Annotated in this window: 12 protein-coding genes; all 12 read right to left on the bottom strand. The window is 33.1% G+C overall.

Features of this window, described 5'->3' with window-relative positions:
• Positions 1-13: 13 nt before the first annotated feature.
• Entirely contained in the window at positions 14-1,057 is a 1,044-nt protein-coding gene (gene hrcA / locus AC1RPN_RS02020) for a heat-inducible transcriptional repressor HrcA (protein ID WP_409022460.1), read from the bottom strand.
• A gap of 154 nt (positions 1,058-1,211) precedes the next feature.
• The gene (gene ribF / locus AC1RPN_RS02015) at positions 1,212-2,156 is read right to left on the bottom strand and encodes a riboflavin biosynthesis protein RibF (protein ID WP_481761378.1); all 945 of its coding nucleotides are present in this window, start codon (positions 2,154-2,156) and stop codon (positions 1,212-1,214) included.
• Between the two features lie 16 nt (positions 2,157-2,172).
• The gene (truB, locus tag AC1RPN_RS02010; RefSeq protein WP_481761379.1) at positions 2,173-3,078 is read right to left on the bottom strand and encodes a tRNA pseudouridine(55) synthase TruB; all 906 of its coding nucleotides are present in this window, start codon (positions 3,076-3,078) and stop codon (positions 2,173-2,175) included.
• Positions 3,079-3,235: 157 nt separating this feature from the next.
• Positions 3,236-4,642 carry a tetratricopeptide repeat protein gene (locus AC1RPN_RS02005; protein WP_481761380.1) on the bottom strand — a complete coding sequence of 469 codons (1,407 nt, stop codon included), beginning with the start codon at positions 4,640-4,642 and terminating at the stop codon, positions 3,236-3,238.
• Positions 4,643-4,984: 342 nt separating this feature from the next.
• Positions 4,985-5,338 (bottom strand): 30S ribosome-binding factor RbfA, encoded by a 354-nt coding sequence (gene rbfA, locus AC1RPN_RS02000; protein WP_409022457.1) that lies wholly within the window; start codon positions 5,336-5,338, stop codon positions 4,985-4,987.
• Between the two features lie 27 nt (positions 5,339-5,365).
• Positions 5,366-7,693, bottom strand: a complete 2,328-nt coding sequence (gene infB / locus AC1RPN_RS01995; protein WP_481761381.1) for a translation initiation factor IF-2 — start codon at positions 7,691-7,693, stop codon at positions 5,366-5,368.
• A gap of 15 nt (positions 7,694-7,708) precedes the next feature.
• Positions 7,709-8,014 carry a L7Ae/L30e/S12e/Gadd45 family ribosomal protein gene (locus tag AC1RPN_RS01990; protein WP_409022455.1) on the bottom strand — a complete coding sequence of 102 codons (306 nt, stop codon included), beginning with the start codon at positions 8,012-8,014 and terminating at the stop codon, positions 7,709-7,711.
• The gene (gene rnpM, locus AC1RPN_RS01985; RefSeq protein WP_409022454.1) at positions 8,004-8,303 is read right to left on the bottom strand and encodes an RNase P modulator RnpM; all 300 of its coding nucleotides are present in this window, start codon (positions 8,301-8,303) and stop codon (positions 8,004-8,006) included. Before rnpM ends, AC1RPN_RS01990 begins: the two co-directional genes overlap by 11 nt.
• A gap of 43 nt (positions 8,304-8,346) precedes the next feature.
• Positions 8,347-9,423, bottom strand: coding sequence for a transcription termination factor NusA (gene nusA / locus AC1RPN_RS01980; RefSeq protein WP_409022453.1), 1,077 nt, complete (start codon positions 9,421-9,423; stop codon positions 8,347-8,349).
• A gap of 29 nt (positions 9,424-9,452) precedes the next feature.
• Positions 9,453-9,926, bottom strand: coding sequence for a ribosome maturation factor RimP (rimP, locus tag AC1RPN_RS01975; protein ID WP_409022452.1), 474 nt, complete (start codon positions 9,924-9,926; stop codon positions 9,453-9,455).
• A 131-nt stretch (positions 9,927-10,057) separates the two neighbouring features.
• Positions 10,058-14,401, bottom strand: a complete 4,344-nt coding sequence (locus AC1RPN_RS01970) for a PolC-type DNA polymerase III (RefSeq protein WP_481761382.1) — start codon at positions 14,399-14,401, stop codon at positions 10,058-10,060.
• Between the two features lie 72 nt (positions 14,402-14,473).
• Positions 14,474-16,189, bottom strand: a complete 1,716-nt coding sequence (locus AC1RPN_RS01965) for a proline--tRNA ligase (RefSeq protein ID WP_481761383.1) — start codon at positions 16,187-16,189, stop codon at positions 14,474-14,476.
• Positions 16,190-16,192 lie beyond the last annotated feature (3 nt).

Below are 16,192 nucleotides of genomic sequence, written 5' to 3'. Positions count from 1 at the left end.
AACACCCCTTTTCTTATTTATCAAATTGTTGATAATAATCTAACAATTTTTTAGCAAGCTCATCACTAAATGCATCTAATAAACCAATCATTTTTGAATATGGCATATTTGTAGGACCCAATAATGCGATAACCCCTTGACCATGGTCACTAACATCATAACTAGCTGATATAAGACTATAGTTATCAAGTAATTGGTTCGTTAATTCCTCACCAATTTTAATTTGAATAGGTTTACCTTGAATTCCAATTAATTCACCAATATTCTTGTTATTTGATGTGTCTACTAAATCATATAATGATTTTAATTCATCCACGTTACTATCGGTAGCAAAATCTAATATATTAGATTTACCGCCAACAAAAACTTGTTCACGTGCTGCCTGCTTTAAAATATTACCAAAAATATCTAAAATACCAGCTGGCCTACGCATATAATTAACCAACATAACTGGGATACTTGTTCTTAACTTCTTAGAAATTTCAGCTAATGACAACCCAATTAATTGGTCATTCAACAACCTTGTTACGGCTTCTAAATCTGATCCGTTAATCGATTTAGGAATACTGAATGTCTGATTCTCAACAACGCCACTACTCATCACAAGAATAGCCATAATTCGATGATTTCCTAATGGTACTAATCGAAAACCTTCGAGACGACTTTCCATTGTTTCAGGTCGTAAAGAAATCGCTGTATAATTTGTTAAGTCCGAAAGAATCTTAGTTGATTCTGCAAATATTTCATCAATCTTTTGAAAATGAACACCAAGAGAATTTTGAATATTCGCTAATTCCGCTGCTGGAACAACGCCGGGTTTAACAATGTGATCAACATAATATCGATAACCTAAAAATGAAGGAATTCTACCAGAAGAAGAATGTGTTTTTTTAATTAACCCATTATTTTCCAATGTCACCATTTCATTTCTGATAGTTGCTGAACTTACATGCATTGGTAAAAAATCAACGACCGATTTAGAACCAACAGGTTGACCAACCTCTGTATATACTCTGACAATTGCTTCTAACACTAACATTTGTCTTTCTGTTAGCATGATCAATCACCTCTTTTTAGCACTTAACACAATGGAGTGCTAAGACAACTATTAATATACTAAATGTTGAGATTATTGTCAAGGAATGCACTCACTTTTTTAAAGAAAATGGCTGACTAAATATATCCTATTTAGTCAGCCATTAAACCAATACTTATATGTGTTGGTCAAAATAAGTATTAGTATTTTTTTTATCTTTATTTAATTGCGTAATTAATCCAGGAATACCTTCAAATTTAACTTCACTTCTCAAATATGCTAACCATTGAACCGTAACAATTTGGCCATAAATCATCTCGTTGAAATCAAATAAATTTATTTCGACCGTTAATTCACGATTTTTTCCAAACGTTACGTTGTAGCCAATAGATGCCATCCCACGATACCAGACATCACCAACCTGAACGCTAGTCACATATATTCCGGGTCCCGGAATTCGAATGTGTTCATTGAATTCTAAATTTAATGTTGGAAAGCCAAGTTCTCTACCTCTAGCTTCACCGTGAACAACTTTACCAAGTGTTTCATATTTATAGCCCAATAACTTATTAACATCGCTAATATGTCCGTTATCAATTTCCATTCTAATTCGAGATGAACTTATCTTTTGATGATTCGTCGCTAATTCAGGCACAGTAATAATTTCAAATTTTTGATTAGCATATAAAGGTAGTGTATCCATATTTGCGATATCTTTTTTACCATACGTATAATCAAATCCTGCAACTACTACCTTTACATGCAATGCAACCATATATTTATCGACAAAATCTTGTGGTTCCATTTTTGCTAAACTATTATTTAGCGTTAAAATATAAAAAATATCAACGCCTAATTGCTTCATTAATAATATTTTTTTTTCCATAGACGTTAAATATTTTACACTTTGTTCGGGTGCTTTTTGAAATTGTACTGACGGATGCTTATCAAATGTCATTACTGCAAGTTTAATATTTTTTTCGTTAGCTTTTTGCTTAGCTTCTTGTATTACTTTTTGATGTCCTAAATGAACACCGTCAAAAAAACCCATAGCAAGTGAAATAGAATCATTACTAATTTCGTTAGGGTTATACGGTTCAGTTAAATAAATAACTTTCATGTTCCAATATCTTCCTTTATCCTAAATCAAACATTGTCTCAGACTGATAACGATTTTTTTCACTATTCAATCTGTATAAACATCTAATTTTATTTTCATAAACTAGAGAAACTGTTGGCTCATTATTAAACGAATCAACTGCTAAAAATCCACCATTTTGGACAATAAGCCACTGTTCAGTTGTTAATTCATACCTTTTAAATGATGTTAGCGCTGTATCAATTGGATATAACAACGATTCTAACGTCCCATTGACTTTAGCCTCATTTAATTGGTCCAGGGTAAACGCCTTATCAATTCTAAAACCGCCGCTTTCCAGTCTAGTCAGGTCGGACATAACTGCAGGTACACCTAATTTTTTACCGAGATCAACAGCTAGCGTCCTAACATAGGTCCCTTTTCCACATGCAACTTCAAAATAAATTTTTTGTCTTTTATTTTCTAAATCATATTCTGTAGCTTTCGTTTGAATAAATGAAGTCACCGTTATTTGTCTTTCTGGACGTTCCACTGTTTCACCTTTACGAGCGTAATCATATAAGCGACGTCCGTTTACTTTAACAGCTGAGAACATTGGTGGAATTTGAATCATTGTACCTGTCATCTGGTTCATAACATCATCAATTTCTTCCGATGTGAAAGGATCTATAATCTCTTTTTCTTCGATTATTTCGCCATCTAAATCTTCAGTTTCTGTAGAGAAACCAAGTGTTATTTCACCCGCATATACTTTGCCAGAATTCATCAAATAGTTTACTGTTTTTGTCGCTTTACCAATACAAATCGGTAGAACACCATCAACATTTGGATCAAGAGTACCTGAATGACCAACTTTTTTGGTTTGAAAAATGCCACGACACTTAAAAACACAATCATGACTGGTCATACCACGTTCTTTGAATAGTGGAATAATTCCGTCCATTGTCTTACCTCCGTTAATATACTTTTAACAGTATATCATAATCAGTAAAACAAGGGATATCGATTCTAATTTTTATAAATATTGAAATTTCTATTTAAGAGATAACTATCTATCATCATTCCTAAATACCTATTTACCAACAGTTTTAGCTACGTTATTATTCACAAAACTTCCCATAAACATCATAATTTTTTATTCTTTCCATAACGTTATCCATTTCTTTTTGTAGTGCAGGCCGATTTTTATATTTCTTTTTCAAACCCTCACAAAGAGATATTGCTACTTCCTCATCTCCAAAGTTATTATACCGTAAAATATAATCGCCAATATTTTGATAGTCTTTTCTATTTTTAGCTTTAACTATTAAATCTTTAACTATGCTTTCAAACATCATGTTAGCTTCTTTGGGATATAGTGGGTAAATATATTTTCCATAATTCATAAATAAATTCAGATTTTTTTTAATTAATTGTAGCAAAATGGTAGCTTCGTTTTCATCTGCTAATATCTGTGCAAGTTGCCAATTATCAAGTGTTTTAGAAATGTTTTTCAGAATATCAGGGTATTCAGCTTTCCAAAATCCATTATCAACTAAAAGCTTTTTTAATTTTTTATAATCGGAATCATTGCCTTTATATAATGCCTGTTTTAAATACTCAATTCTTTTTTGAACTTGATTTGTCTCCTCATAGATAGTATCTAGTCGAGTATACCAAGGTTGTAAATATTGAATATTTTTATCATTATCTGTAATTAATTTTTTTAGTACTAATTTTTCTGCAACTTCATAGTCTTTTCTTGAAACAGCTAACTCAACTTTAAACATTCTAACATCATCAATATCTAAATTATTATTAATAATTTCTTCTGCTTCTTTAATTTTATTTACTTGGAAGAACAATTTAATTTTAAATAATAAATATTTACTTTTCCTATCTTGTTGTGTATATTCATCAAATCTTGTACTAATTTTATCGGCAATTTTCAATACTTTATCCGTATTTTTTGTATTTAGCAAAGGAAGAATGAGACTGAGTAAATCAAAATCACTCACCGCCCATTCATTCCAAAAATTTTTTTTAGCATATCGAATAACATTCGTAACAATTAATTTTTTCTTTTCATCTGCCCCATCTTTAACAGACAGTTTTTCTACATAAATCCGTATTTTAGAAAGTATACTCTCTTGCTCAATCATAAACCCTAATTCTGTATACTCACTGACCTTTACTAATTGTTCTAATAAATCTAATAATATTAACATAGGTGCTTTTAAATAATTTTGACTAAATCTCACGTCACAAATAGAGAGCAGATTATCGACTACTTCACTAATATTGTCGTATCCTCTCCACGAAACATACCCTTGTTTCCTATTTTCATAAATAATTTCTCGAATTCGTTCCTTTGCATCTTCTATTTCTTCTTCTTCATCCAAAAATCCCAAATCAGCTAATATATCATTCTTTATTTCGTATTTATTCTCAGTATATTTTGTTAGTAATCGAATTAATACTTCTTTTGACTGTGAAGTTAATAATTCTTTATATTGCTCTGAATTCAAATTAGTACCTCTTTCTAATATATATTTTGAAAATTAAATTAATTTTTTAAAGGAAATTACCACACTATCTAATGATTGTTGAATAGTGGTATAAGAAAAATTCATAATTCTTCAAATGAATTAGTATTCAACTACACCATATAATCAAAGATATGAGATACCAATACTTACAACTAATTTTACTTGATTACTATTAAAAATAAAAGATATGATTATATTATAAGATAATATCTCCATTGATGAGGAGAAAAAAAGGCCTAATCACTAAGGATTAGGACCTTCATAAAGTTATCCATCAACAACAGTTTAAATAGAGCAACAAACGGTATCAGGATTTTTATTTTAATATTCAGAATCTATCTTTTTAAGTAATTGATCAATTTTATCACCATATTGAACTGACTCATCTCTTACAAAAACCAATTCTGGTGTTTTATAAATTGATAATCTTGATCCAAGTTCACCACGAATTAATCCAGAAGCTTTTTCCAAACCACGTTGTGTTTTTTGTGCATCTGATGCCATATTTGACAATATACTATAGTAAATTGTCGCCTGTTGTAAATCACCAGTTACATTAACTCCCGTAATTGTGACACCTTCAACTCGAGGATCTCTCACTCGTTTTAAAAGAATATCATTAACTTCTTTTTGAATTTCTTGTGATAAACGACCTACACGGTAATGTTGTGTCATTTTATATCCTCCTATAGTTGTTATGAATTATTTAACTGGAACTTCTTCCATAACGTAGGCTTCAATTTGGTCGCCTTCTCTAATGTCATTGTATTTTTCAATCATGACACCACATTCGAAACCTTGTTTAACAATTTTAGCGTCATCTTTAAAGCGTTTCAAGCTTGCTAATTTACCTTCATAAATAACAATACCATCACGAATTAAACGAACGCCGCTATCTCTTTCGATGTAACCTTCAGTGACGTAAGCACCACCAATTGTTCCAACTTTTGTAACTTTATATGTTTCACGAATTTCAACTTGTCCAGTTATTTTTTCTTCAAAGACTGGTTCAAGCATTCCCTTCATAGCCGTTTCAATTTCTTCAATTGCGTTATAAATAACACGATGTAAGCGAATATCAACTTCGTCAGATTGTGCTTGAAGTTTAGCTTGAGGTGTTGGACGAACATTAAATCCTATAATGATAGCATTACTTGCTTCTGCCAAAGTAACATCACTTTCAGTAATTGCACCAGCTGCTTGATGAATGATATTAACTCGAACACCTTCAACATCAATCTTCTTCAAACTTCCTGCAAGAGCTTCAACTGAACCTTGAACATCTGCTTTAATAATAACAGCAACTTCTTTTAATTCGCCTTCTTTAAGTGAATCAAACAAGTTATCAAGTGTTACATGCGTAACATTTCCACGTTCTTTTGTTAAAGCACGTTTAGCACGTTCTTCACCAGCTGCACGAGCAGTTTTTTCATCATCAAAGACAACGAAACGATCGCCAGCACCTGGAACATCATTCAAACCAGTAATTTCTACTGGTGTAGCAGGTTTAGCTTTATTAACTTGACGGCCTTTATCATTTGTCATAGTACGGACACGTCCGAAACTATTACCAACAACAATTGGATCACCAACTTTTAACGTACCTTGTTGAACAAGTAATGAAGCAACTGTTCCACGGCCTTTATCAAGACGAGCTTCAATAACAGATCCAATACCCTTTTGTTTTGGATTTGCTTGTAATTCAAGAACTTCGGCTTCAAGTAAAATCATTTCTAATAATTCATCAAGGTTTGTGCCTGTTTTCGCTGAAATTTCAACGAAAATAGTATCACCACCCCAACTTTCAGGAATTAATTCATATTCAGCCAATTGTTCTGTAACATGAGCAGGATTAGCACCGGGCTTATCCATTTTATTAACAGCAACAATAATAGGTACATTGGCTGCTTTAGAATGATTAATTGCTTCAATTGTTTGAGGCATAACCCCATCATCAGCAGCAACAACTAAAACAGTGATATCAGTAATATCGGCACCACGAGCACGCATATTTGTAAATGCAGCATGTCCAGGTGTATCTAAGAATGTAATTGTTTTATTATCATGTTTTACTTGGTAAGCACCAATATGTTGTGTAATACCACCAGCTTCACCATCAGTAACATGTGTATGACGTAATTTATCAAGTAAGGTTGTCTTACCATGATCAACATGTCCCATGATTGTAACAACTGGTGGTCTTGAAACAAGATTATCTTCATTTTTAATTTCTGCATCAAACATTTTATCAATATCAGCAACATCTACATCGATTTTAGCTTCTGATTTAATACCATATTCTGCTGCTAAAATTTCAATTGTATCTGTATCGAGTGTTTGATTTTGGTTAACCATTACGCCTAACATAAATAATTTTTTAATAATTTCTGCTGGTTCACGATGAATCTTTTTAGCAATTTCAGCAACATTAGTTGCAGCATTGTAATATAAGATTTCTGGTAATGGTTTATCTTTTCTGGGTGATACAGGTGGTTTTGGTGTCGTTGAACGACGGTTTTTCTTATTTCTGTTACGTTTGTTATAAGGATTATTCCCATAACGGTTATTATTATTAAATCTCGAACGTCCTTGCTGATTAGCATTACCATTATTAGCAGTTCTAGCACTTGATTGTGTACTATTTTGAGGACGATTTGCTGGCTTTTCATTTGTTGTCTTTGGTGCAGCGTTAGTTGTTCTTGCTACTGGTTTTGAAGCTACCTGCGATGATTTTTGAGCAACAGGTTTACTATTCGTTGTTTTAGCAGGTTGTGCTGGTTTCTTTGCAACAGGTTTTGCTACTGGTTTTTTCGGTGTTGCATTAGATACAGTTTTTTCAACCATTTTCTTTGCAGCAACTACTTTAGCAGCGCCCTTTTTAAATTTATCGCGAATCTGACGTTCTTCATTATCACCAATAGTTGACATATGATTTTTAACATCAAAACCTTTTGTCGTTGCAAAATCAATAATATCTTTAGTATTTAATTCTAGCTCTTTAGCTAATTCATAAATTCTTTTTTTTCCCATATTTGCATGCTCCTTCTATATATCCATTAAGTCACACATCCTTCTGCTAAAACCTTTATCGGTAATAGCATACACTGTGCGCTGTTGTCCAACGGCCTCACTTAAACTGGCTTTTGAAAATCCAACATATAATTTAACATTATAGCTGTTGCACTTATCTGTTACTTTTTTTAAAGTCGCTTGTCCACAATCTTCAGAAAGAATAACCAATTTAGCTTTATTCTTCCTGACAGCATTCAATACTAGTCCTTCACCAGTCACCAACATACCTGCGCGTCTGGTCAAGCCTAGCATTTGTAAGAATTTTTGACTATTTTTCATCTTTAAATAATTCTCGTCTAGCTACCTGATGGTCAACATATTCGACAAGTTCTTCATAAAATGATTCGTCAATCTTAATACCGAATGCTTTATTGAATGTTCTTTCTTTTTGAGCCTGCTTCGCCACATCTACATCAAGAAAAATATATGCGCCACGCCCTGGTTTCTTACCTGTTGGATCTAAAGATACTTCATTTTCTTTATTCTTAACAACACGAACAAGTTCTTTTTTAGGTTTCATTTCACCCGTAACGATATCTTTACGCATTGGAATTTTACGATTAATCACTTTAATTTGCCTCCAAATCAATTACCGATCAGTTTTAATCGGCTTATTTGTTTGTTTCAGAAACTTCTTTTTCTTCACTACTGTTAACCATATCAGATTCAGATTTAATATCAATTTTAAACGTTGTTAATTTTGCAGCTAATCGTGCATTTTGACCTTTTTTACCAATTGCTAATGACAATTGGTGATCTGGCACAACTACAGTACAAGCATGATCATTTTCTGGATTAAAGACAACATTGACAACTTCTGCAGGATTCAAAGCATTAGCAATGTATTTTGCAGGATCTTCATTCCATTCAACAATATCCATATTTTCGCCTTTTAATTCATTAACAATAGTTTGTACACGTTGTCCTTTAGGACCAACACAAGTACCAACAGCATCGATATCTGGATTATTCGAACGAACAGCTACCTTAGCACGGTCACCTGCTTCACGAGCAATTGATACAATTTCAACTGTTCCGTCATATATTTCAGGAACTTCTTGTTCAAATAATCGTTTTAGCAAGTCAGGATGTGAACGACTAACAAAAACTTGAGGGCCTTTAGCAGCATTCTCAACTTTTGTGATATAAACTTTAATTCGATCATGTGGATTAAAACTTTCACCAGGAATTTGATCAATCTTAGCTAAAACAGCTTCCACTTTACCTAAATTAACATAAATATAACGATTATCATGACGTTCTACTTCACCGCTAACGATTTCATTTTCATATTGAATATATTGATCATAAACAATACTACGTTCAGCTTCACGAACACGTTGCATGATAACTTGTTTAGCAGTTTGTGCAGCAATTCGTCCAAAATCCTTAGGTGTAACTTCAAATCGAATTGAATCGCCAACTTCATATGCTTTATTAATCTCTAAAGCATCTTGCAAACTAACTTCAAGACGTGAATCAAAGACTTCTTCGACTACTTCTTTAACCGCATAAACTGTAATATTACCTTTTTTTGAATCAAACTCTACTTCAACATTTTGTGCTTGATTGTAATGACGCTTGTATGCAGAAACTAATGCTGCTTCAATGGCATCAATAATAACTTCTTTTTTAATACCTTTTTCTTCTTCTAACACTGTAAGTGCACTTAATAGTTCTTTACTCATCTTTAATTTACTCCTTTATAAAAAGCTACTTAAAATTTGATAGCTAAGCGCGCCTTAGCTATTTTTTGACGAGGAATAACGATCGTTCTCTTACGCGTTTTGTCCATATAAACAACTGTTAATTCATCAGCTGTTAATTCCGTTAAGGTACCTTGAAAAATTTTAGCGTTATTAATAGGTTCATATAGTGAAATATTAACGTATTCATTCAAAGCTCTTTCATAATCTTTTTCCTTTTTCAAAGGTCTTTCAGCACCAGGTGATGAAACCTCTAAAAAATAAGCTTGTGGAATTGGATCAGGATTAATCTCATCTAATTTTTCACTTAAAATATCACTAACAGCAACACACTCTTCAATTTTAATGCCTTCAGGTTTATCAATGTAAACTCTTAAAAACCAACTTGGGCCTTCTTTAACAAATTCAATGTCCACCAATTCAATATTCTGTTCATCAACAATTGGTTGAACTAGCTCTGTGACAGTCTCTATAACAGTACTCACACGTTACCCTCCTTACATTTTCCCAATAAAAAGAGTGAGCATCGCTGCTCACTCAAACAAGATATCAAAATACTTTCTTTAATATAGCATAATTTTCTGAAAACATCAACAAACTGCTATGTTCTCACTTTTTAGAAAAAGACATCATCAAAAATAGATAGTTGATTTTCATCTGGTAATGCTTTTAAAACATTATTTTCAGTCATATACTCAATTAATGACTTAGAAACTTTACCACGTTTAGCTAAATCTTCTTTAGATAAAAATGGGCGTTCCTCACGAGCAGCAATAATTTGCTTAGCAACGTTATTACCAAGACCTGGTACAGCTCTAAATGGTGCAATTAACTTATCACCATCAATTATCCAATTTGAATCATCTGATTTATCCAAATCAATCATCCCAAATTGGAAGCCACGTTCAAGCATTTCATTGCTTAATTCAAGGACCGTCAACAAATTTTTCTCTTTTGTTGATGCATCCATCCCTTTATCATTAATATCTTTCATTGCTTTTTTCACTGCTTCTTTACCATGCGACATTGCGACTAAATCAAAATCATCTGCTCTAACACTGAAATAAGCACAGTAATATAACATTGGAAAATAAACTTTATAGTATGCAATTCGTAAGGCCATCAAAATATACGCAGCAGCATGTGCCTTAGGGAACATATACTTGATTTTTAAACATGCTCCGATATACCAATCTGGAATTTTTGCTGCTTTCATCTCAGTTTGATAATCATCTGAGATACCTTTTCCTTTTCGAACACCTTCCATAATATTAAAAGCGCTACCAGCTTCCATACCCATATGAATAAGCCCCATCATGATATCATCACGACAGCCAATAACTTCCGGCATCGTGATTGTTCCATTAGAAATAAGTTCTTCAGCGTTTCCCAACCACACATCTGTACCATGTGATAGACCAGAAATTTTTAATAGTTCAGCAAATGTTTTAGGTTTTGTTTCTTCTAGCATCCCTCGAACAAATCTCGTTCCGAATTCCGGAATACCTAATGTACCTGTTTTTGAGAAAATTTCGTCGCTAGTAACACCAAGTACTTCAGGCCCTTGGAATATTTGCATAACGCCCTTATCATCCGTAGGGATTGTTTTTGGGTCAACTCCTGATAAATCTTGTAACATTCTAATCATGGTTGGATCATCATGACCCAAAATATCTAATTTCAAGATATTATCGTGGATAGAATGGAAATCAAAATGGGTTGTTTTCCATTCGGAAGTTGAGTCATCTGCTGGATACTGGATAGGTGAAAAATCATAAACATCCATATAGTTAGGGACAACTAAGATACCACCAGGATGTTGACCGGTCGTCCGTTTAACGCCAGTTGACCCCTTAGCAAGTCGATCTATCTCCGCATTTCTAAACGTTGCTCCAGTATCACGTTCATAACCCTTAACATAACCATAAGCCGTTTTATCTGCAACAGTACCAATTGTTCCTGCACGGAAAACATAATCTTCCCCAAATAAAACTTTCGTATAATTATGCGCAATTGCTTGATAATCACCCGAAAAATTCAAATCAATATCAGGAACTTTATCACCATAAAATCCAAGAAAAGTTTCAAATGGAATATCATGTCCATCTTTATCTAATGGTGTACCACATTTGGGACAGTCTTGGTCTGGTAAATCAAATCCAGACCCATATTCACCTTTTTCATAAAAATGTGTATATTTACATTTAGGGCATCGATAATGAGGTGGTAATGGATTAATTTCTGTTATTCCAGTCATTGTTGCAACAAGACTTGACCCAACAGATCCACGGGACCCTACTAAATAACCATCTTTGTTAGATTTATGAACTAATTTTTGTGAAATTAAATAAATAACTGAAAATTCATTATCAATGATACTTGTCAATTCTTTATCAAGACGTTTAACCACAGTTTCAGGTAACTCTTCTCCATAAAGTTCATGAGCGCGATTATAGGTTAATTGTTTAATTTCTTCTTCAGAGCCATCAATTTTCGGTGCATATAATCGATCTTTAACTGGAGAAATGTCATCATCAATCATATTAGCGATTAAATTCGTATTTGTAACAACGATTTCTTTAGCAACATCCGCACCTAAAAATTGGAATCCTTCCAACATTTCATTCGTTGTTCTAAAATGTGCATCAGGTAAAATAGAACGATTTAACGGATTAGCACCACCCATTGAATTAACAAGAATTTTACGATAAATACTATCTTCAGGGTTCATATAATGAACATCTCCAGTCGCAACAACCGGCTTATCCATTTCGTGTCCTAAATCAACCATATTTTGTAAAATTTCCTCTAAATTTTGATTATCCTTAATTAATTCTTGATGGATTAGAGGTTCATATAATGCTTTAGGCTGAATTTCTAAGTAATCATAAAACTTAGCCTTTTCTTTAGCCTCTTCCATCCCTTTTTGCATCATTGCTGTAAATACTTCACCTGAGTCACACGCTGAACCAACGATAATACCTTCACGATATTTATTTAACTCACTTCGAGGGATGCGGGGCATCCGATAAAAATAATCTATCATCGAAGTTGAAACTAATTTAAACATATTTTTAAGTCCGGCTTGAGTTGTCGCAAGTAACGTAACATGGAATGGACGTGCTTGTTTGTAAGCATCATGCTCACCCATATGATCATTCAATTGAACATGTGACGTTATTTCAAATCGTTCCTTAGCATCTTTAATAAAGATATTACACAAAAGACCAGTTGTCTCAGCATCATAAATAGCGCGATGATGATGTTCCAAGTTAACATTGAATTTTTTGGAAAGTGTATTTAATCTAAACCCTTTTAATTCGGGATGTAAAAATCTTGCTAACGTTAACGTATCAATGATTGGATTTTGCATAGGTTCCATGCCATGACGTTCATATCCAGTATTCATAAAGCCAATATCAAAACTAGCATTATGGGCAACTAGAATACTACCTTCTGAAAATTCTCTAAATAATTTAAAAACTTCTTCTTCAGATTTTGATCCATGAACCATTTCATCCGTAATTGAGGTTAAATTAGTTGTTGTTTCAGATAAATGATGTCCTGGATCAATAAATTCATCAAATTCTTCAATGACATTTCCCTTTGTCATTTTAACAGCAGCTAATTCAATAACTTTATCAAATCGAGCAGATAAACCCGTTGTTTCCGTATCAAAAGTAACATAAGTGGCTTCTTCTAGATTTACATCCTTATCATTAAAAGCAATTGGAATACCATCATCAACAACGTTAGCCTCAACACCGTACAAAATTTTAATATTATTTTTCTTTCCAGCAGAATGAGCCTCAGGAAAACTTTGTAAGGTAGAATGATCCGTAATCGCAATTGCTTTTTGTCCCCATTTACTGGCTTGCTGTACATAATCCGTAATTGAATTTGTGGCATCCATTTGACTCATATTTGAGTGTAAATGTAATTCAACACGTCGTTCATCATCTGGAGCTGTTTCTTGACGGCTTGGGTGGTCGACTTGATTAATATCGTAAGCATTCACCACTAGATCTCGCATAAAATTATCTTCTTGTACTGCACCACGAACTCTGACCCATTCTTTTTCTTGAATAGCAGCAAACATCGCTTCGTCTTCTTCATTACGAGAGAATTTTTTTACGGTCATGGATGAACTATAATCCGTCATTTTAATGATCATTAATTGTCTTTCAGACTTAAGCGTCCGGATTTCCTTAGAGAAAATATATCCCTCAATAATAACCGAGCGTTCCTCTTCAATGATTTCAACCATCCGTTTTGCAGGCTCTTTTGTACTAATCTTTTTACCCATTTGAACAGGTCCATTAATTACAGTTTGAGAATCAGTCTTTTTCTTTTCATTTTGTTTCTGAATAGTTTCTGTTGCCTTCTGCATCATTATGGCATCTTGAGATTCTTTTCGCTGTCTAATTTCTTCTATTTTTTCTTGTGATTTTGATTCATCTAATAATGTATTAATATTTATCTGTGGAAATCCGACCATTTGATACGCAGTTTCAATTGGTCCTAATGCTTGACCTGTTAAGAACGTTTTTACAATTTCATTTTCAGCCATTAACATCACTCGTCTATCATCAAGATAAGGGACGTTCCCATGAAAAAGTTCTTGTACTAGCGAAGAATTAGCTTCACTATTTTTAACTGCCCATGTCCAATAATCGCCTAAAAGTTGGTTTGTTAATTCTGGTTGCTCAACTTGAACAGTTATTTTTGTTTTTGCAATATCTTTAAATGTAATTGCAATTTTATTTTCTAAGTCACTAAATAATGAAAATGGCAAAATTTTAGGGGCAACTAGCTTGAATTCCCATAGTTTTGACTTTTCATGAACAGTTACGGTTGAAATTTCAATTAAATCCAATATTTCACTATCTTGTTGGTCACTTGATTGAAAATTAATTTGTTCTAATAGTTTATTGAATAATTCTTTATTATTAAGCGACAAATGATTGACTCCTTTTCTAAAAATGAAAAAGAGACTGAGTCAAAATTTTCTTTTGAACTCAATCTTCTTTAACTAGTTTTGATTTTCTTCTTTTAATAAAATTGAGATAGAGCTCTCTAATTCGTCTTTCGTTACTTCAATCGTTTCACCATTTCTACGTAACTTCACTTCAACGATACCATCAGCAGCTTTCTTACCAACTGTAATTCGAACAGGTAATCCAATTAAATCTGAATCAGCAAATTTAACACCTGCACGTTCTTTACGATCATCAAGCAATACTTTGTAACCATTTTCAGTCATTTTTTTGTCAATTTCATTAGCTAGAGCCATTTGTTCATCATTTTTAGCATTAATTGGAATTACATGAACATCGTATGGTGCAATACTTCTAGGCCATACTAAACCATTTTCATCAGCTTGTTGCTCTGCAATGGCTGCAAGTAAACGACTAACGCCGATTCCATAACAACCTAATATCACAGGTTTTTCGCGGCCATTATCATCTAAGATATTAGCGCCCAATGCCTCAGAATATCGTGTTCCAATTTTGAAGATATGACCAATTTCAATCCCCTTAGTAAATTTCAATTCGCCTTCCCCTTCAGGTGAAGTTTCACCTTCTTGAGCCAAACGTAAATCTACAAATTTATCTACTCGGTAATCACGATCAATATTTGCGTTAAATAAATGAGAACCAGTCGTATTTGCACCAACGACCGCATTTATCATTCCCTTAATTCCTTCGTCGGCAACAATTGTTACGTCTTCTGTAACACCAACAGGTCCAAGTGAACCAAACTCTGCACCCAACACTTCAGTAACATCTGAATCAGTTGCCATACGTAAAAAATCAGCGCCTAATGTGTTTTTTAATTTAATTTCATTCAAAATATCATTTCCGCGCATTAAAACCATCACTGGTTTTTCATCAGCCATAAATAATAATGATTTTATTAAATTTTCACTTGCTGTATCAATAAATTTAGCCAACTCATCAATTGTTTTAATATTTGGTGTTTCAATTTTTTCAATATCTTTAATCGCTTCATGTGAATTCTTATATGTTTTCAAACTTTTTGCCATTTCTAAATTAGCTGCATAATCGCTCTTATCAGAATAAACGATTGTATCTTCACCAATATCAGAAATTGCCATAAATTCTTTTGAATCATTACCGCCCATTGCACCTGCATCACCAATAATACTTCTAAAATTAAGACCACAGCGTTCAAAAATATTTTGATATGCACGATTCATTTTTTGATAAGTATCATTTAAACTTTCTTCATCCGCATGGAATGAATAAGCATCTTTCATTAAAAATTCACGGCCTCTTAATATACCAAAACGAGGTCTATTTTCATCACGATATTTTTGTTGTATTTGGAACATTGTCAGTGGTAATTTTTTATATGATTTGATTTCATCACGAATTAAAGAAGTAAATGTTTCTTCATGAGTTGGTCCTAAAATAAATTTTCTATCATGTCGATCTTTTAATTTAAAAAGTGTATCACCATAGGTTTCATAACGACCTGTTTCTTCCCATAATTCAGCAGGAATAACGGCAGGTACAAGCATTTCAACCGCTCCAATTGCTTCCATTTCTTCGCGAATAATTGTTTCAATTTTTCTAATAACGGAGAAAGCTAATGGTAAATAACTGTACATTCCGGCTGAAACTTGTCGAATATATCCAGCTCGTAACATCATTTGATGACTGATAACCTCAGCATCGCTTGGAACTTCCTTCATTGTTGGTATTAATAATTGTGATTGTTTCATACT

Source organism: Dellaglioa sp. CoH-57-MRSF-20 (genome assembly GCF_056781955.1).
The sequence above is the reverse complement of the archived record's forward strand: the minus strand, read 5'-3'. Positions and strand labels throughout refer to the sequence as shown.

Coding starts and splice junctions, on each gene's coding strand:
- AC1RPN_RS01965 (WP_481761383.1), bottom strand. CDS start 16,189: ATGAAACAATCACAATTATTAATACCAACAATGAAGGAAGTTCCAAGC.
- AC1RPN_RS01990 (WP_409022455.1), bottom strand. CDS start 8,014: ATGAAAAATAGTCAAAAATTCTTACAAATGCTAGGCTTGACCAGACGC.
- hrcA (WP_409022460.1), bottom strand. CDS start 1,057: ATGCTAACAGAAAGACAAATGTTAGTGTTAGAAGCAATTGTCAGAGTA.
- nusA (WP_409022453.1), bottom strand. CDS start 9,423: ATGAGTAAAGAACTATTAAGTGCACTTACAGTGTTAGAAGAAGAAAAA.
- truB (WP_481761379.1), bottom strand. CDS start 3,078: ATGGACGGAATTATTCCACTATTCAAAGAACGTGGTATGACCAGTCAT.
- infB (WP_481761381.1), bottom strand. CDS start 7,693: ATGGGAAAAAAAAGAATTTATGAATTAGCTAAAGAGCTAGAATTAAAT.
- ribF (WP_481761378.1), bottom strand. CDS start 2,156: ATGAAAGTTATTTATTTAACTGAACCGTATAACCCTAACGAAATTAGT.
- rbfA (WP_409022457.1), bottom strand. CDS start 5,338: ATGACACAACATTACCGTGTAGGTCGTTTATCACAAGAAATTCAAAAA.